Genomic DNA, 16,902 nt, shown 5'->3' with positions numbered 1-16,902 from the left:
CGGTCTGCCTTTCAGACGGCGGGGGCGGCGCGCGGCCCGTCGGGCGCGGTGGACAGCTTCTCGGGCGCGGGCAGCGTCAGATCGCGTACGGAGAGGGCGATGTGCGCGGCGGCGGGGAGCAGCAGACTGCCGGTGGCGAGGTAGAGGCCGGCGAAGACCGCGCCGAACAGGGCGAAGGCGAGGACGCCTTGGCGGCCCTGGTAGAACCCGGCGACCGCGTACACGAGGACCGAGAGGACCGCCGCCGCGGAGACGCCGAGGCCGAGCACGCCGACGCCGAAGGCGATGAGGAGGCCGCGGTAGAGCAGTTCGGCGCAGAGGCCGTCGGTCACGGCGACGGCGATCGCGAGCCGGCGCTCCTCGGCGGTGCGCGGCAGCATCGCCTCGATGGCGGCGAGCCCCGGCACGTTCCGGCCGCGCCGGGCGAGGGCGCGGAAGTTCCGTCCGGAGGCCACGGCGATCGCGGTGGCGACGAGGATCCCCACGCCGGCGTAGACGGGCCGGTCGGGCGCGGTGAGGCCGAGGTCGGCGGCGTCCGTGCCGGGCGAGAGCAGCAGGGCCGCCACGGCGAGTGCGGCCAGCGTCCACCAGAGGGTGAGGACGAGGCCGAAGTAGCGGACGAGCGCGCGGGGTTCGGTGTCCCTGCGGCGGGCCAGCGAACCGTACGTACGGCGGCCGGCCCACGGCTCGCCGAGCAGCAGATAGGCGGCGAGCACGGAGGTGACGGCGGTCGATGCCGCCGAGAAGTCCGGCGAGATGGTCATGGGATCCCCCTTCCCGAGGGGGCCGCGCGGCACGTCGTGGGACGGCGGTGTCCCGCCGTCGACGCGTCGCCGCGCGGCCCCTGAGCGTCTGAGCTACCTAGACCGTAAGACGACCTAGTCAGGAATGCAACCTATCTCGCGCCGCTGAGTCGATCGCTCCGCGTCGGCCCGTGTCAGCCCACGTAGTACGTGGGGTTGGGGAGCTTGTACGTCTTGTCGGCGTAGCCGCCCGCGAGGTCGGAGGTCTGGTCGCCGAAGCTGCCGACGATGTCGTACCCGGTCGACTCGATGTACTTGCGGGTGCCCTCCTTGAACTGGACGGTGGTGCAGTTCCACGCCGTGGGCGTCGCGCAGTTCTTCAGGTAGGCGGGCGGGTTCGCCTTGTCCTTGGTGAAGACGTGCGTGCGGTCGAGCGCGGTGGCGTAGCCCGCGCGGGCGAGGTTGGTGACGGCGCCCTGGCGCAGCGGTTCGGCGAGGCCGGTGAGGAAGAAGACCTCGACGCCCTTGCGCTTGGCGTACTTGACGAGGTCGGGCATGCCGAAGACCGCGGGGCGCTTGGCCTCGTTGACGTAGGCGTTCCAACTGTCGTTGTTGTACGTGTAGTTGGTCGACTTCTCGTAGTCGAAGCTGAGCAGCGCGGTGTCGTCGACGTCGAGGACGATCGCCGGCTTCTTGCCGTGCCGGGGGTGGTGCGCGGCCGCCTTCTTGATGTCCTTCTTCGCCTTGGCCTGGATGCGGGCCAGGTCCTTGGCGTACGGGCTGTGCGGCGAGGACTTCCACACGCCGTCGGCGCCCTTGGTGGCACCGTAATAGGCGTCGATCTCGCCGACGAGGAGGCCGATGTTGTGCGGCTCCTTGGTGGGGCGGGCCTCGGCCTGGTCCGCGCTCGCGGCACCGGTGGCGTAGAGGGCGGCGCCGGCGACGGTACAGGCGGTGGCCAGGCCGGCCACGCGTAGGGACTTGCGCATGTGTTGCGTCTCCGCATCAGGATTCGGGCAGGTCAAGGTCTGTCTACGCGCATCGACCCAGGGGCGGCGAGTGCGCGGGGAGACCCTTTACCTGATCCATACCTGGGCGGTGCCGCTTCTGCGGAGGAGTGAGCGGAGTTGCCCGGTTGTGGGAGCTCGCGGCGTCACACGCGAGGCGGGCGAGACCTGCCTGCCTGCAGGGTGCGCAGGCGGTCTTCGAGGTGGGCGGCGCGCTCGGGGGTGGGGGCGAGGACGGCGTACTCGACGCTTCGGTGGAGCGCCGTCCGGTCGGTGGTGATGACGACGCCCTCGCCGGCGTGCGGGTTCCAGGCCAGTTGGTGCGTGTGCAGGTCGTCGAGGAGGCGGGGCAGGGTGGTGGCGGGCAGGTCGTTGCGGGCGCGCAGGGTGTGGGTGCGCATCCAGTGCGGGCCCAGCAGGTGGGTGGCGAGGCGGTGCAGGTGGGTGCAGCCGCCCAGGCGGGCGTTGACTTCGTTGAAGAAGACCTCGCCTGCCGGGGTGACGATGGCGTCGATGTTGACCAGACCGCGGTATCCGAAGTCACGCATCGCCGCGGCCAGCCGCAACGCTCCCTCCAGGATGGTCTGTTGGGGGGCGGGGGCCAGAGGGGCGGGCATGAGGAAGCCGTTCCATACGGGTTCCATGAGCATCTCCCCCACGTTCAGCACGGCCGGCTGCGTACTCCCGGCCGGGTCGCAGTCGATCTCCACGCAGAGGGACCGGCAGTGCGGGTGGTAGACCTCCGCGACGAACTGGCCGTGCGGGGCGTGCATTTCCTCCAGCCCGGTCGCCGCGACGAGGGCGTCGAGACGGTCGGGCCCGGTGAGGTCCAGGGTCTGCAGTGCGCCGGCGGCCGGCATGTCCGCATCGGTGCGGCACAGCCAGTTCCCCGCCCCGCCCGCATGGCGGTCGGCCTTGACGATGACCGCTCCGGTGGCCTTCAGCAGCCGGGGCACCGCGCGCAGCAGGTCCCCGCGGGTGGCGCACAGCGCCCCGTCGGGAACCCGCACGCCGGCGCCGGCGGCCAGGGCGCCGAAGACCGCCTTGCTGTTGAACAGTTCGGCCCCGCCCGCCTCTTCGAACGGGGCGTACCCGGTGATGCCCAGGGCGCGGGCGAGGCTGCCCAGCCCCCGGTCGTGGAGGTAGCCGCGCACCTGCCACTCCTCGGGGCGCTGCACGAGCGCCCGCAGGCGGGCCAAGAGGCCGGGCCCGTGCAGTTGCCGCTGGTCCAGGCAGCGGACCGCGGCGTCCTCGGGCGTGAGGATGTGCACGCGGGCCGGATCGAAGCCCATCAGGGACCCGATGGCCTTGAGGTGGACGGGATCGACGGGCTGCGGGAGCACGAGTGCGTCACCGTCGCGCAGCAGCCACACCATCCGGGCGCCCACGGCCGGTGTCCCCTCGTGTTCCGCCGTATCCAGGAGGCCGCGACGGTGGACCATGTACTCGCTGTCACAGTTGCCCACCCACAGCCTGCGCACCACACGGCTCCCTCACCCCGACAGACACTCGCCCAAAGAGCGCTACCCCACGCGTCCGGCCGCAGACTCGCCGTCATCTTTTGCGCGCGCGAGGTGGACGTCGGTTTCTGCGCGCGCGAGGTGGACGTCGGTCGCCGATCCGGAGGCCCGGCGTCCTCAGCCCCGCGGCCGCCAGGCCGGGTCGCGGCCGCTCAGGCCGATCACCCGGTCGAGCGGGGGCGCGTCGTCCGGCACCTTCACCGGCGTACCGAAGAGGCCGCCCTCGGCCGGGCCGTCACCCGACGGATCCGGCTGTGCCGCGGGGGCCAGCAGCGCCCGCGCGCCCTCCAGGCTCGCCTCGTCCGGCGCGTACTCCTGGCCCGTGGCCCGCGCCAAATCCCAGCCGTGCACCACCAGTTCGTCGAGCGCGACGAGGCCCGCGACCTCGCCGGGCAGGTCGATGCCGCCCGCGCGGGTCATGCCCTGCCAGGCCGCCGGGTCGCGCCACGCCTCCGCCATCGCGTCCAGCGCCGCGGGCAGTTCGGCGCGCCAGCCGGGGCCGACGTCGGGCAGCACGCTGCCGGGCGCCTGGTCGAGGGTCGGCCCGAACTCCTTGCCCGCGGCCTCCCGGAAGGCCCCGGCGAGGCCGAGCACATGGCCGAGGAGGTGCCGGACCGCGTAGTCGGGGCAGGGTGTGGGCGCCGCGAGCTGCTCGTCCGTGATGTGCCCGGCCACCCGGGCCACGAGGCGGGCCTGCGGGCGGAGGTCGAAGGGGACCCGGCCAAGACCGCCGCCCCCGTCCCCGCCGGCGGTGGCGTCGGTGTCGGTGTCGGTGTCCCTGCCGGTGTCGGTCATCGAAAGCTCCTGGGTCGTACGAGCCATAAGGGGGCCGTGTCGGTATCCCTCCCCTGTAGACCGGCCGCGCGCCGCGAACTCATCGCCGCACCTTAGGGAAGACGCCCGATATCGGTACCGGGGCCTTAGGAACCAGCATCACCAGGCATGACATCAACCATCGGGCGCGTCCTGCGGGACCGCAACGCCGGGCTGTACCTGGGGGCGACGGTGGTCTCGGGGTTCGGGTCCTCCGCGCTGTGGCTGGCCTCCGGGATCTGGGTGAAGGAGCTGACCGGCTCCGACGGGCTCGCCGCGCTCTGCCAGTTCGCCCTGTGGGCGCCCACCCTCGTCGGCCCGCTGCTCGGCACCCTCGCCGACCGCACCCGGCGCAGGCCGCTCCTCGTCGCCGCGAACCTCGCGCTCGGCGCGCTGCTGCTGTCCCTGTTCACCGTCGACACCGCGGGACGGCTGTGGATCCTCTTCGCCGTCCTGGTGGTGTACGGGGCGTGTGGGGTGGTCACGGACGCGGCGGAGGCCGCCCTGGTCGCGGTCGCCGTCGACAAGCGGGTGCTCGGCGACTTCAACGGCCTGCGGATGTCCGCGAACGAGGGCATGAAGCTGGTGGCGCCGCTCGCCGGCGCGGGGCTCTTCGCCGCGTACGGCGGCGCCCGGGTGGCCCTCCTGGACGCGGTGACATTCGTGCTCGCCGCGGGGATGTACGGGCTGCTGCGGGTCCGCGAGAGCGTACCGGCGCCGGACCGCACACCGCTGTGGGCGCGGACCGCGCAGGGCGCGCGGCATCTGTGGGGGCACGAGCGGCTGCGCCCCCTGGTCCTGGCGGGGGGCCTGACGATGCTGGGCTCGGGGATGAGCGGCGCGACGGTCTTCGCGATCGTCGAGGGGCTGGGCCATGCCCCCTCGTACACGGGGGTGATGTACGTCGCGCAGGGCGCCGGATCCGTGGCGGTGGGCGTCGCGTCGGGCGCCCTGATGCGACGCCTGGGGGCGCGCCGCTTCGGTGGCACGGGCATCGCGCTGACGGCCGTGGCCCTGGTCCTGAACACGCTGCCGTACGACGCCCTGGTCCTGCTGGGCAGCTTCGTGAACGGCGTGGGGCTGCCATGTGTCCTCATCGCGGGGCTGACGGCGGTGCAGCGGGAGACGCCGGACGCCCTCGTCGGCCGGGTGGCGGCGACCGCCAACACCGTGATGTTCGCGCCCACCGCGGTCGGCATCGCGGCGGGCGCCGTCCTGGTGGAGCACGTCGACCACCGGCTGCTCCTGCCGCTCCTCGCGGGGGCACGGCTGCTGACCGCCGTGCCCCTGCTGAGGCCCCGCACCCCGGCTACTTCACGCCTGCCCAGCGCTTGATGGTGGCGACCGCCTTCGCCTGGTCGGCCGCCGGGAGCTTGGCGATCGAGGCGCCGTGGTTGGCGCCAGGGACCACGTAGCGGTACGAGTCGTGGCGGCTCGGGGTGAACTTCTCCGCGCTCCACGGGTCGTTCTCGCCGTAGACGAACATCATCCGCGTGCCGCGGGTCTTCACCCAGCGGTCGACGTCGGCGACCGTCCGGTTGTCGTACGGGCCGCGCATCGCGGCGGGCAGCACCGAGTTGGGCTGGTAGATGTCCGGGTGGTGGCGGACGTCGGCGAGGTGCTCGAACTTCAGGTCGGCCCAGCCGAGTTGGGTGGCCGCCTGCCGGTAGTAGGGGCCCGTGCCGTTGGTGCCGAGTTCCTGGTCGCGGTAGACGCTGAAGCCGTGCTTCTTCGACCAGGAGTACAGCTCCTCGTCCGTCGCCTTCTTCGCGTCGGGCACCGTGGCGCAGTCGGCCGCGGTGCCGCTCTGCCAGAAGTTCCACACCTGGTCGAGGACGGCGAACTCGTAGGCGCGGTCGGTGGTGCCGAGGGTCGCGTCGAAGGTGTGGCCCGCGGCCTTCGCCTCCGCCTCGAAGGTGGGGAGCAGGGCGTCGCGCCGTACGAGCATCTCGCGCTGCACGGCGTTCAGCCCGTCCCGGCACTCCTTGGTGCCGACCGTCCTGAAGAAGCGCTCGTAGCCGCTGTCGTCCCGGTTGTCCGCGTCGTTCGGTGCGACGAACGCGACGACGGCGTCGAGGTCGCCGGGGTGGAAGCGCTCGTGGTACGTCGCCGTCATGCCGCCCTTGCTGGCGCCGGTGCCGAGCCACTTGCCCCGCTCGACGGCGCGCAGGGCGCGGGTGAGGCGGTGCTCGTCGGCGGCCTCCTGCTGGACCGTCATCTTGGACCAGTCGTCGCCCGCCGCGCCCGAGGGGCGGGACTCGGCGAAGTAGCGGTGCTCGACGCTCACTTGGTTGGCGTCGATCAGCTTGGTGAGGGAGGTGGTGCCGCCGGCCAGGGTGTATCCGCCGGTGTAGAAGACGGTCGGCTTGTCCGTGGCCTTGTGCCAGAGCGTGGCGCGCTGCGTGAAGGTGGCGCCGTGCGGTCTGCGGTGGTCGACGGGCTGCCGGTAGGTGAGCGTGTAGAAGGGGTGGCCCTCTTTGTCGGCGACGGAGACGACCGTCATGCCGGGGATGCGCTCCAGCCGTTCACGGATGTCCGGTGCGGCGCCGCCGTCCTGCCGGGCCGGGGTGGGCTGCGCTGCGGCCGGTGCGGGCTGTGCGGCGGCCGGTGCCGCGCCGCCGAGTGCCGCCGCGCCCGCCATCAGTCCGGCGCAGACCAGCGCGGGTATTCCCTTGTTGCGCACCCTGTTCCCCCTCTGTCCCCTTGTTGCGGGGAGTGATCCTTCGTCGCAGGAGTGATCCTTGTGGTCACGCGGATCGTATCGGCGGTCATGCCGTACGCGACAGGGCGTCCTTGACCAGGGCGAGGTCGTGGTCCGACGCCAATCCCGCGTGGTAGAGCCGTAGTTCCGTGGCGCCGAGCTCCGCGGCGCGCGCCGCGTCGGCCGCGAGCGTGCCGGGGCTGCCGCCCATGCCGCTCACCACCGTGAGGTTGGCGGCCAGGACCGCCCCGTCCCCGCCCTGCCCGGCGAACGGCGTCAGCAGCCGCGGATCGCCCGTGCAGGGCACGACCACCCCGTCGGCCACGGCGAGGACGTGCGCCGGATCGACGCCCGCGTTGGCGCCGCAGTGGTACGACACCGGGTCGGCGTGCAGCAGCACTTGGAAGGGCCGACCTTCGGCGGTGGCCCCCGCACTGCCCTCGACCGCAACCCCCGCACCGCCCTCAGCGGCAACCCCCGCGGCGGCCGCGCGGACCGCGGTGACGGCGGCCTCCTGAAGAGTACGGGCGCTCTCCTCGCGCCACGCGCGCGTGGCCGCCGCCCGCCGCGACCCCAGCAACTCCTCGACGGACGCCCACCCTTGGCCCTCGCCCTCGCCCGCCCCGCGCCACAGCGGCTCCAGGGCGCCGCGGACCGCGACGGCCAGCTCGTCGGGGTCGAGGCCCTGTCCCGCGTACCCCTGCCGGCAGGCGGCGCAGAAGCAGAGCGACATCAGGTGCTGCCCGGCCTCGCCGAGAGAGACGCCGCCGATCTTGTCGTGGGCGTGCAGGTGCGCGAGCCCGTACCAGCCGCAGGACTCCAGTTCGGTGCCGTGCGTGCCGGGGCGCACAGCGGCCTCCGCGGCGAGGTCGACGAGGTACGCGCGCGTGGCGGGCCCGGCGATGCAGGGGGCCCAGGGGTAGCGGTCGCCGTAGGCATTCACCACGGAGGTTTCCGGATGCTCCTCGCCCATACGGGAGTTGTGGGCGAGGACGACCCAGCTGTGCACCTCGATCCCGGCGTCGGCGAGCGCCCGCGCCGCCTCTCCGTAGGCGTCGCCCGGCGCCCACTCCCCGGCGGCGTACGGCCGCAGCTCGCGCCCCCGCCAGCGGTCGCCGGGCGGATAGAGGACGGCGGCGTGCGCGGCGGTGACGACGCGGTGGCGCGGATGGCGCGGGGTGAGCGCGCGCGTGGAGTGGTAGGCGGAGGCGAGGGTGACCTGGCGGATGCCGAGGCCGGCGAGGCGGGCCGGGGCGTCGGGGTCGCCGACGACGTCCCAGGGGTAGAGAAAAGCGGCGGCCTTCACGCGCCCTCCCCGAAGCCGTCCGGCAGCCCGGCCCGCAGCAACTCCCGCCCCCGCTCGACGAGTTCCGCGAGCCGCTTGACGTGTTCGTCTGCGGGTTCGTGCAGCGGCGGGCGTACGGGACCGACGTCCAGGCCGCCGAGCCGCACCCCCGCCTTGACCAGGGAGACCGCGTAGCCGCGGCCGAGGGCGCGCAGCTCCACGAAGGGCCGGTAGAAGCCGTCGACGAGGCGGTTCACGGTGGCGTCACCCTCCGGCGTACCGGCGTTGAGCGCGCGGTGGAAGGCGAGCGCGATGTCGGGCGCGAAGCAGAAGACGGCCGAGGAGTAGAGGGTCACGCCGATGCCCCGGTAGGCGAGGCCGGTCAGTTCGGCGGTCGGCAGGCCGTTGAAGTACAGGAAGTCGCCCGGCACTTCGGTGCGCACGGCGCTCACCGTGCGCTGCATCAGGTCCATGTCGCCGAGGCCGTCCTTGAAGCCGATGATGCCGTCCGCGCGGGCGAGTTCAACGACGGTCTCCGGGGTGAGGACGGCGTTGTCGCGCTGGTAGACGATGACGTCCAGGGAGGTGGCGGCGGCCAGTTCGGTGTAGTGCCGGATCAGCCCCTCCTGTCCGGCGACGACGAGGTAGGGCGGCATGGCGAGCAGCCCGTCGGCGCCGGCCTCCTCGGCCAGGCGCGCGTACCGCACGGCGAGCGCGGTGCCGTACCCGGCGCCGGCGACCACCGGCACCCGGCCCGCCGTCTCCGCGACGGCCGCGGCGACGCACTCCTGGAACTCCTCGGGCGTCAGCGCGTGGAACTCGCCCGTGCCGCAGCAGGCGAAGACGGCCGCCGCCCCCGCGTCGATGCCGGCGCGCACGTGGGCGCGGAAGGTGTCCAGGTCGAGAGCGCCGTCCGGCCCGTACGCGGTGACCGGGAAGAACAACGGCCCGCTGGGGAGCCGGAGTCGGGAAGCGAGGGGGGCTGAGGTCACGGGCTCTCCCTAGGGCGTGCATGGTTCTGATTTGCATCCATATCTCTGAACGCGACCACGCTAAGGCGCCCCCACATGCGGGGTCAAGCGGATGAACTCCCCACCGGCGAACGGATTCACCCCCTCCGCACCCCCGCGCGCACCCTTGACGCACGGCGACGGAGATCCCTAACTTGTCCATGGATATGAACCCCGTACGTGCATGCGTACGCCCTTCCACACCCGGCCGCCCGCCCGAGGAGACCCCTCATGCCCGCTCCCCGCACCGTCCTGCTCACCGGCGCCGCCGGCGGCCTCGGCACCCTGATGCGCGGGCTCCTGCCGGCGCACGGCCACGACCTGCGCCTGTTCGACGTGCGCCCCGTGCCGGACGAGCCCGCGGCGATCACGGCCGACCTCGCCGACCGGGCGGCGCTGCGCGAGGCCGTGCGCGGGGTCGACGCGGTCCTGCATCTGGCGGGCATCTCCCTGGAGTCCACCTTCGACAAGATCCTCAAGGCCAACATCGAGGGCACATACCACCTCTACGAGGCGGCCCGCGAGGAGGGCGTGCGGCGGATCGTCTTCGCCTCCTCCAACCACGCGGTGGGCTTCACCCCGCGCCCGCGGGGCGACGACCCGCTGATCCCGGTCGACACCCCGCGCCGCCCCGACACCTTCTACGGCCTCTCGAAGTCCTTCGGCGAGGACCTCGCCCAGTTCTACTGGGACAAGCACGGCATCGAGACCGTCTCGGTGCGCATCGGATCGTGCTTCCCCGAGCCCTCGAACGTACGGATGCTGTCGCTCTGGATGAGCCCCGAGGACGGCGCGCGGCTCTTCCACGCGGCGCTGACCGCCCCGGACGTGGGGCACACGGTCGTCTACGGCTCGTCCGCCAACACCCGCCTGTGGTGGGACCTTTCCCCCGCGCGGGCGCTCGGCTACGCACCGCGGGACGACTCCGAGCGGTTCGCGGAGAAGCTCGTCGCCGAGCAGGGCGAACTGGACCCGGCCAACGCGGACCACGCACATCTGGGCGGCCACTTCTGCACGAACCCGCCGATCTGGCCGTACTGAACCCATGCGGGCGTCGAACGGGCGGCCCGCGCCTCTGAAACGGGCACGCCCGAGGCCCGCCGCACAGGCCGTCGCCCCGCCAAGCGGGCACAAACGGGCAGCATCATGCCCGCGACGAGCCTGGTCCTCCCCGCGCCGCACGCTGTAGAACTTCCCCACAGGGCCCGAACGGGCACCGCACGCAACACCAAGGGAAGAGGGTGGCGCCGATGACCGCGGAAGAACGTCAGCGGCGGATCGTCAACGCGGCCCGCCACTCCGGCTCCGTCGACGTGACGGCGCTCGCCGGGGAGCTCGGGGTCGCGAAGGAGACCGTCCGCCGCGATCTGCGGGCCCTGGAGGACCACGGCCTGGTCCGCCGCACCCACGGCGGCGCCTACCCCGTGGAGAGCGCGGGCTTCGAGACCACCCTCGCCTTCCGCACCACCATGCACGTCCCCGAGAAGCGGCGCATCGCGGCCGCCGCCGCGGATCTGCTCGGCGACGCCGAGACGGTCTTCGTCGACGAGGGGTTCACCCCGCAGCTGATCGCCGAGGCCCTGCCCGCGGCCGCGGCCGGCCGCCCGCTGACCGTGGTCACCGCCTCCCTGGCCACCGCCGGCATCCTCGCCGAGGCGGAGAACGTCACCGTGCTGCTGCTCGGCGGCCGGGTGCGGCCCGGCACGCTCGCCACCGTCGACCACTGGACGACCCGCATGCTGGCCGGGTTCGTCATCGACCTGGCGTACATCGGCGCCAACGGCATCTCCCGCGAATACGGCCTGACCACCCCCGACCCGGCGGTCAGCGAGGTGAAGGCGCAGGCCATCAGGGCGTCACGGCGGACGGTGTTCCTCGGCGTGCACACCAAGTTCGGGGCGACGAGCTTCTGCCGGTTCGCCGGGATCGGCGACCTGGACGCCATCGTCACGAGCAGCCGCCTGCCCGCGTCCGAGGCACACCGCTACTCGCTCCTGGGACCCCAGGTCATCCGCACCTGACCGCCCCATACCTCCCGCCACCTCCCCGACACCCCCGTCCCCTCCTGCGGTCCTTCCGGGCTCCCGCACGCCCTGAGGCACCCCCTTCGCCCCGCTTCACCCCTCTATGTTCAGGAGCGATTCATGCGAACCCCGAGCCGACGGAGGCCGCGCACGCTCGCCGCGGCCGCCGCAGGGGCGCTGCTCACGCCGCTGCTCGCCGGCTGCTGGACCGGCGCCGGCGGCGCCGGTTCGGGCGGCGACTCCCTCAACGTCCTCATGGTGAACAACCCGCAGATGGTCGAGTTGCAGAAGCTCACCGCCGCCCACTTCACCAAGGAGACGGGCATCAAGGTGAACTTCACCGTCCTGCCGGAGAACGACGTCCGCGACAAGATCAGCCAGGACTTCGCCAACCAGGCGGGCCAGTACGACATCGCGACGCTCAGCAACTACGAGATACCGATCTACGCACGCAACGGCTGGCTCCACGAGCTCGGTCCGTACGCCCGCAAGGACCGCGCGTACGACGAGAAGGACGTCCTCGCGCCCATGCGCCAGTCCCTCACCGGCAGCGACGGCAAGCTCTACGGACAGCCCTTCTACGGGGAGTCGTCCTTCCTGATGTACCGCAAGGACGTCTTCGAGAAGGCCGGCCTGACCATGCCGAAGCACCCCACCTGGCAGCAGGTGGCGGACCTCGCCGCCCGCGTGGACGGCGAGAAGCCGGGCATGAAGGGCATCTGTCTGCGCGGCCTGCCCGGCTGGGGCGAGGTGATGGCGCCGCTGACGACCGTCGTGAACACCTTCGGGGGCACCTGGTTCGACAAGGACTGGAAGGCCCGCCTGGACTCCCCCGAGTTCGAGAAGGCGACCCGCTTCTACGTGGACCTCGTCCGCGAGCACGGCGAGTCCGGCGCCGCCCAGTCCGGCTACGCCGAGTGCCTCAACAACCTCACCCAGGGCAAGACGGCCATGTGGTACGACGCGACGGCCGCCGCGGGCTCCCTGGAGTCCGCCAAGTCCCCGGTCAAGGGCAAGATCGGCTACGTCGCCGCCCCCGTGGCGCGGACGAAGAGCTCCGGCTGGCTCTACACCTGGGCCTGGGGCATGCAGAAGGCGTCGCACAACCCGGACAAGGCCTGGAAGTTCATCTCCTGGGCGTCGGGCAAGAAGTACGAGAACCTGGTCGGCGAGAAGACCGGCTGGTCCAACGTCCCCGCCGGCAAACGCGCCTCGACCTACGCGAACCCCGCGTACCGCAAGGAGGCCGCGGCCTTCCAGGACGTCACCCGCGCCGCCATCGAAGGGGCGAGGCCCCGCGACCCGGGCGTACAGCCCCGGCCCGCGCCCGGCATCCAGTTCGTCGGCATCCCCGAGTTCACCGACCTCGGCACCAAGGTCTCCCAGGAGATCAGCGCGGCCATCGCCGGACGGCAGTCCGTCGGCTCGGCCCTGAAGAAGTCGCAGGAGCTCGCCGAGAAGATCTCCGAGGAGTACGAGGGACGATGAGCGCCACCGCGAGCACCACCACCGTCGGGCACGCGCGCGTGCCCGACGCCAAGACCGCCAAGACACCGGGGCCACCGCGGCGGCTGCGCGCCTGGGCCACCAGGGCGCCGCTGCTGCCCGCCCTCATCTTCATGATCGCCGTGACCCAACTGCCGTTCGTGGCCACCCTGGTGATCTCCTTCTTCGACTGGAACGCCCTCTATCCGGACGCCCGCAGCTTCACCGGGTTCGCCAACTACACCGAGGTCCTCACCGACCCCGACCTGCGCAAGTCCGTGCTGACCACGATCATCCTGACGGCCACCGTGGTGCTCGCCAGCCTGGTCGCGGGGCTCGGCCTCGCCCTGCTCCTGAACCGGCGGTTCCGCGGCCGGGGCCTGGTGCGCACCCTGCTCATCGCGCCCTTCCTGCTGGTCCCGGTGGCCGCGGCGCTGCTGTGGAAGCACGTGCTCTACAACCCCGAGTACGGGCTCTTCAACGGGCTGCTGCACTGGGTGGGCGGCGACTCCGCGGCCCAGCCGGACTGGATCTCCCACACCCCGCTGGTCGCCGTCGAGGCCTCCCTGGTGTGGCAGTGGACGCCCTTCATGATGCTGATCCTGCTCGCCGGGCTGCAGAGCCGCGACCCCGAACTGATCGAGGCGGCCCGCATGGACGGCGCGAGCAACTGGCAGGTCTTCCGCCATCTGACCCTGCCGCACCTGCGCCGCTACCTCGAACTCGGCGCGCTCCTCGGCTCGATCTACATCGTGCAGAACTTCGACGCCGTCTTCACCCTCACCTCGGGCGGCCTCGGCACCGCCAACCTGCCCTACACCGTCTACCAGAGCTTCTACCAGGCCCACGAGAACGGCCTGGCCTCCGCGGCGGGCGTCCTCGTCGTCATCGGCTCGCTCGTCATCGCGACCTTCGCACTGCGGGTCGTCTCGTCCCTGTTCCGTGAGGAGGCGTCCCGCTGATGGCCGTATCCGTGAAGCACCCTCCCGTGAAGAGCGCCCCCGTGAAGAACCCTTCCGTGAAGGGCCGTCCCCGCGCGCGCGGGTCGGCGCTCGGCCTGGTCGCGTGGCTCGCCGGGATCCTGTTCTTCCTGCCCATCGCCTGGATGGCGCTGACGTCCCTGCACTCCGAGGAGGACGCCGCGACCAACCCGCCCTCGCTCGCCGCGTCCCTCACCCTGGACGGCTACCGCGACTTCTTCGGGGCGGGCGGCGGCGCGAGCCCCTGGCCCTCGCTCGTCAACTCGGCGGTGGCCTCCGTCGTCTCGACGCTGTTCGTGCTGGTCCTGGCGCTCCCGGCCGCGTACGCGCTGTCCATCAAGCCGGTGAAGAAGTGGACGGACGTGCTCTTCTTCTTCCTCTCCACGAAGATGCTGCCGGTCGTGGCGGGCCTCCTGCCGATCTATCTGTTCGCGAAGAACACCGGCATGCTGGACAACATCTGGCTGCTCGTCATGCTCTACACCTCGATGAACCTGCCGATCGCGGTGTGGATGATGCAGTCTTTCCTCGCCGAGGTGCCGCGGCCCGTCATCGAGGCCGCGCAGATCGACGGGGCGCGGCTGCCGACCATCCTCACGCGCGTGGTGGCGCCCATCGCGCTGCCCGGGATCGCCGCGACCTCGCTGATCTGCTTCATCTTCAGCTGGAACGAACTGCTCTTCGCGCGGGTGCTCACGGGCGTCGTCGCCCAGACCGCGCCCGTCTTCCTGACCGGCTTCATCACCAGCCAGGGCCTGTTCCTGGCGAAGGTGTGCGCCGCGTCGCTCGTGATCTCCCTGCCGGTGCTCGCCGCGGGGTTCGCCGCCCAGGACAAGCTGGTCCAGGGCCTGTCGTTGGGAGCCGTCAAGTGAAGGCCGCCATCATCGAGTCCGTCGGCAAGGCCGTCGTCGGGGAGCTGCCCGACCCCGAGCCGGGCCCCCGCGAGGTCGTCGTCGAGGTCGCCGCGTGCGGGCTGTGCGGGACCGATCTGCACATCCTCCAGGGCGAGTTCGCGCCCACCCTGCCGGTCGTGCCCGGGCACGAGTTCGCCGGCGAGGTCGTCGCGCTCGGCCGCGAGGTGCGGGAGCTCGCGCTGGGCGACCGGGTGGCCGTGGACCCCTCCCTACACTGCCACGAGTGCCGTTACTGCCGGGACGGGCGGGGCAACCTCTGCGAGCGGTGGGCCGCGATCGGCGTGACCACCGCGGGCGGCGCCGCCCAGTACGCGGTGGCGCCGGCCGCCAACTGCGTACGCCTCCCCGACCACGTACGCACCCAGGACGCCGCCCTGATCGAGCCGCTGTCGTGCGCGGTGCGCGGCTACGACGTGCTGCGCACCCGGCTCGGCGCGCATGTGCTGATCTACGGCTCGGGAACGATGGGCCTGATGATGCTGGAGCTCGCCAAGCGCACCGGGGCGGCGAGCGTGGACGTGGTGGACCTGAACGCGGACCGGCTCGCCACGGCGCGGCGGCTCGGCGTCTCCGGTTCGGCGGCGAACCCGGACGAACTGGACCGTCCGCAGGGCTGGGACGTCGTCGTCGACGCGACCGGGAACGCGGCCGCGATCCAGGACGGCCTCGAACGGGTCGCGAAGGCGGGCACGTTCCTGCAGTTCGGCGTCGCCGACTACGCCACGCGCGTGAGCATCGACCCGTACCGGATCTACAACCAGGAGATCACCATCACGGGCTCGATGGCGGTCCTGCACAGTTACGAGCGGGCGGCGGAGCTGTTCGCGGGCGGGGTGCTCGACCCGGACGTGTTCATCAGCGACCGGCTGCCGCTGGACGAATACCCGACGGCGCTGGACCGGTTCGCCGCCGGAGTGGGGCGGAAGATCGTGGTCGTACCGTGATCGTTCCTGATGTCCCGTGATCGGTCCTGGCCCCTCGGGACGGCCGGGAAAAACCTTGTGCGGGTAAGGGAACGGCAAAGCGGGATCGTTCGTTACCCCAGGCATGACAGCTATGACCCCTGGCTCGAACATCCCGCTGACCGCCGCCCGCGTGGCGGTGGACGTCGCCGCTCCGGTGCGGCTCGACGTATCGGGCCTGCTGCTCACCGCCGACGGCAAGGTGCGCTCCGACGACGACTTCATCTTCTTCAACCAACCCGCCGGGCCGGGCGTGACCTACCAGTCGGGCGGTGGTACGACGCCCGACAAGGTCACCGTCGACACGGCCGCCGTGCCGGCCGGCATCGAGAAGATCGTCGTCACCGCGAGCCCGGACGCGGCGGGCCAGACCTTCCAGGGCATCGAGCCCACCGCCACCATCCGCAACGCCGACGACGGCTCGGTCCTCGCCACCTTCACCCCGCCGCAGCTCGGTGCCGAGACGGCCCTCGTGATCGTCGAGATCTATCTGCGCAACGGCGCGTGGAAGGCCCGCGCGGTCGGCCAGGGGTACGCGAACGGCCTCGCGGGCATCGCGACGGACTTCGGCGTCTCCGTGGAGGAGCCCGCCCCGGCGCCCGCCGCGCCCGCCCCGCCCGCCGCCGCCCCCATGGCGCCGCCCACCGGGCCGCCCGTGCAGGGCCCGCCCCCGCCGGTCGCCGACCCGCGCCTCGCCGCCCCCGCCCCGGCCGCCCCGCCGGCCCCCGCCGCGCCCGCGCCCGGCGCCGGGAAGATCAACCTGGACAAGGGCCGCGTCAGCCTCCAGAAGAACCAGACGGTGTCCCTGGTCAAGGGCGGCCGTCCGCTGCTCTCGCAGGTCAAGATGGGCCTCGGCTGGGAGCCCGCGTTCCGCGGCAAGGACATCGACCTGGACGCCTCCGTCATCGCGTACGGCCCGCAGCGCAACCACGTCGACAGCTGCTACTTCGGCAAGCTGTCGATCGTGAACGGCGCGATCAAGCACTCCGGCGACAACCTCACGGGTGAGGGCGGCGGTGACGACGAGGTGATCGTCGTCGACCTCGGCCGGCTCCCGCAGGACGTCACGGGCCTGGTCTTCACGGTGAACTCGTTCTCCGGCCAGAAGTTCACGGAGGTCGCGAAGGCCTACTGCCGCCTGATCGACGCGGCCTCCGGCGAGGAGCTGGTCCGCTTCGACCTGACCAACGCCGAGGCGCAGACGGGCGTCATGATGGCGAAGCTCATCAAGCAGTTCTCCGGCGAGTGGGAGATGACCGCGATCGGTGACTTCGTGAAGTCCCGCACGGTGCGCGGCATGGTGAAGCCGGCGGCGCAGGCCCTGTAGGGGGCCCGTGGACGTGACTGAGGGGCGGGGGGGCCCGCGGGGGGGGGGCCCCCCCCCCGGCGGGGTGGGGGGGGGGGGCCCACACAAAGAGAGTTGGTCCCCAACAGGGACCGCTCACGGAACCGACCACA

Annotated in this window: 15 protein-coding genes; 8 read left to right on the top strand and 7 right to left on the bottom strand. The window is 72.3% G+C overall.

The features are described from left to right. Positions 1 to 11 precede the first annotated feature (11 nt). The 4 genes from ACFYO9_RS31230 to ACFYO9_RS31215 form a co-directional block, all read right to left on the bottom strand. Positions 12 to 764 carry a CPBP family intramembrane glutamic endopeptidase gene (locus ACFYO9_RS31230; RefSeq protein WP_358777467.1) on the bottom strand — a complete coding sequence of 251 codons (753 nt, stop codon included), beginning with the start codon at positions 762 to 764 and terminating at the stop codon, positions 12 to 14. Positions 765 to 937: 173 nt separating this feature from the next. Continuing rightward, positions 938 to 1,732, bottom strand: a complete 795-nt coding sequence (locus ACFYO9_RS31225) for an HAD family acid phosphatase (protein WP_358777466.1) — start codon at positions 1,730 to 1,732, stop codon at positions 938 to 940. A gap of 164 nt (positions 1,733 to 1,896) precedes the next feature. Then, complete coding sequence (locus ACFYO9_RS31220; RefSeq protein ID WP_358777465.1) at positions 1,897 to 3,231, bottom strand: peptide ligase PGM1-related protein; 1,335 nt, start codon at positions 3,229 to 3,231, stop codon at positions 1,897 to 1,899. A 156-nt stretch (positions 3,232 to 3,387) separates the two neighbouring features. Next, on the bottom strand, positions 3,388 to 4,065 hold the full coding sequence (locus ACFYO9_RS31215; protein WP_358777464.1) for a TIGR03086 family metal-binding protein: 678 nt from the start codon (positions 4,063 to 4,065) through the stop codon (positions 3,388 to 3,390). Between the two features lie 147 nt (positions 4,066 to 4,212). Between ACFYO9_RS31215 and ACFYO9_RS31210 the strand changes: the two genes are divergently transcribed. Further along, positions 4,213 to 5,418: an MFS transporter gene (locus ACFYO9_RS31210; protein WP_358777463.1), complete on the top strand. Its 1,206-nt coding sequence runs from the start codon at positions 4,213 to 4,215 to the stop codon at positions 5,416 to 5,418. On the opposite strand, the gene ACFYO9_RS31205 is transcribed toward ACFYO9_RS31210, so the two are convergent. The 3 genes from ACFYO9_RS31205 to ACFYO9_RS31195 all read right to left on the bottom strand — a co-directional run bounded on the left by ACFYO9_RS31205 (position 5,393) and on the right by ACFYO9_RS31195 (position 9,061). Further along, complete coding sequence (locus tag ACFYO9_RS31205; RefSeq protein ID WP_358777462.1) at positions 5,393 to 6,766, bottom strand: S28 family serine protease; 1,374 nt, start codon at positions 6,764 to 6,766, stop codon at positions 5,393 to 5,395. The genes ACFYO9_RS31210 and ACFYO9_RS31205 overlap by 26 nt on opposite strands. Before the next feature lie 85 nt (positions 6,767 to 6,851). Continuing rightward, positions 6,852 to 8,090: a hypothetical protein gene (locus ACFYO9_RS31200; RefSeq protein ID WP_358777461.1), complete on the bottom strand. Its 1,239-nt coding sequence runs from the start codon at positions 8,088 to 8,090 to the stop codon at positions 6,852 to 6,854. After that, positions 8,087 to 9,061: a 5-dehydro-4-deoxyglucarate dehydratase gene (locus tag ACFYO9_RS31195; RefSeq protein WP_355818567.1), complete on the bottom strand. Its 975-nt coding sequence runs from the start codon at positions 9,059 to 9,061 to the stop codon at positions 8,087 to 8,089. The genes ACFYO9_RS31200 and ACFYO9_RS31195 overlap by 4 nt, the downstream gene beginning before the upstream one ends. 249 nt (positions 9,062 to 9,310) lie before the next feature. Here ACFYO9_RS31195 and ACFYO9_RS31190 point away from each other — a divergent pair, with 249 nt between their 5' ends. From ACFYO9_RS31190 to ACFYO9_RS31160, 7 genes are all read left to right on the top strand, one after another. Beyond that, a complete protein-coding gene (locus ACFYO9_RS31190) occupies positions 9,311 to 10,120 on the top strand; it encodes an NAD(P)-dependent oxidoreductase (protein WP_358777460.1) in 810 nt (269 codons plus the stop codon). A gap of 209 nt (positions 10,121 to 10,329) precedes the next feature. Further along, positions 10,330 to 11,100, top strand: a complete 771-nt coding sequence (locus ACFYO9_RS31185; RefSeq protein WP_355818561.1) for a DeoR/GlpR family DNA-binding transcription regulator — start codon at positions 10,330 to 10,332, stop codon at positions 11,098 to 11,100. A gap of 123 nt (positions 11,101 to 11,223) precedes the next feature. Then, positions 11,224 to 12,591 carry an ABC transporter substrate-binding protein gene (locus tag ACFYO9_RS31180; RefSeq protein ID WP_388666762.1) on the top strand — a complete coding sequence of 456 codons (1,368 nt, stop codon included), beginning with the start codon at positions 11,224 to 11,226 and terminating at the stop codon, positions 12,589 to 12,591. Continuing rightward, positions 12,588 to 13,550 (top strand): carbohydrate ABC transporter permease, encoded by a 963-nt coding sequence (locus ACFYO9_RS31175; RefSeq protein ID WP_388666759.1) that lies wholly within the window; start codon positions 12,588 to 12,590, stop codon positions 13,548 to 13,550. Before ACFYO9_RS31180 ends, ACFYO9_RS31175 begins: the two co-directional genes overlap by 4 nt. After that, positions 13,550 to 14,440: a carbohydrate ABC transporter permease gene (locus ACFYO9_RS31170; RefSeq protein ID WP_388666755.1), complete on the top strand. Its 891-nt coding sequence runs from the start codon at positions 13,550 to 13,552 to the stop codon at positions 14,438 to 14,440. Before ACFYO9_RS31175 ends, ACFYO9_RS31170 begins: the two co-directional genes overlap by 1 nt. Beyond that, positions 14,437 to 15,426 carry a zinc-dependent alcohol dehydrogenase family protein gene (locus ACFYO9_RS31165; RefSeq protein WP_358779405.1) on the top strand — a complete coding sequence of 330 codons (990 nt, stop codon included), beginning with the start codon at positions 14,437 to 14,439 and terminating at the stop codon, positions 15,424 to 15,426. The genes ACFYO9_RS31170 and ACFYO9_RS31165 overlap by 4 nt, the downstream gene beginning before the upstream one ends. Before the next feature lie 112 nt (positions 15,427 to 15,538). Further along, entirely contained in the window at positions 15,539 to 16,771 is a 1,233-nt protein-coding gene (locus ACFYO9_RS31160) for a TerD family protein (RefSeq protein ID WP_355820545.1), read from the top strand. The last annotated feature ends 131 nt before the right edge of the window (positions 16,772 to 16,902 follow it).

It is taken from the genome of Streptomyces sp. NPDC005863 (assembly GCF_042871345.1).
Taxonomy (GTDB): Bacteria; Actinomycetota; Actinomycetes; order Streptomycetales; family Streptomycetaceae; genus Streptomyces.
Note: the sequence above shows the minus strand (reverse complement) of the source record. Positions and strands in the feature narration are given on the sequence as shown.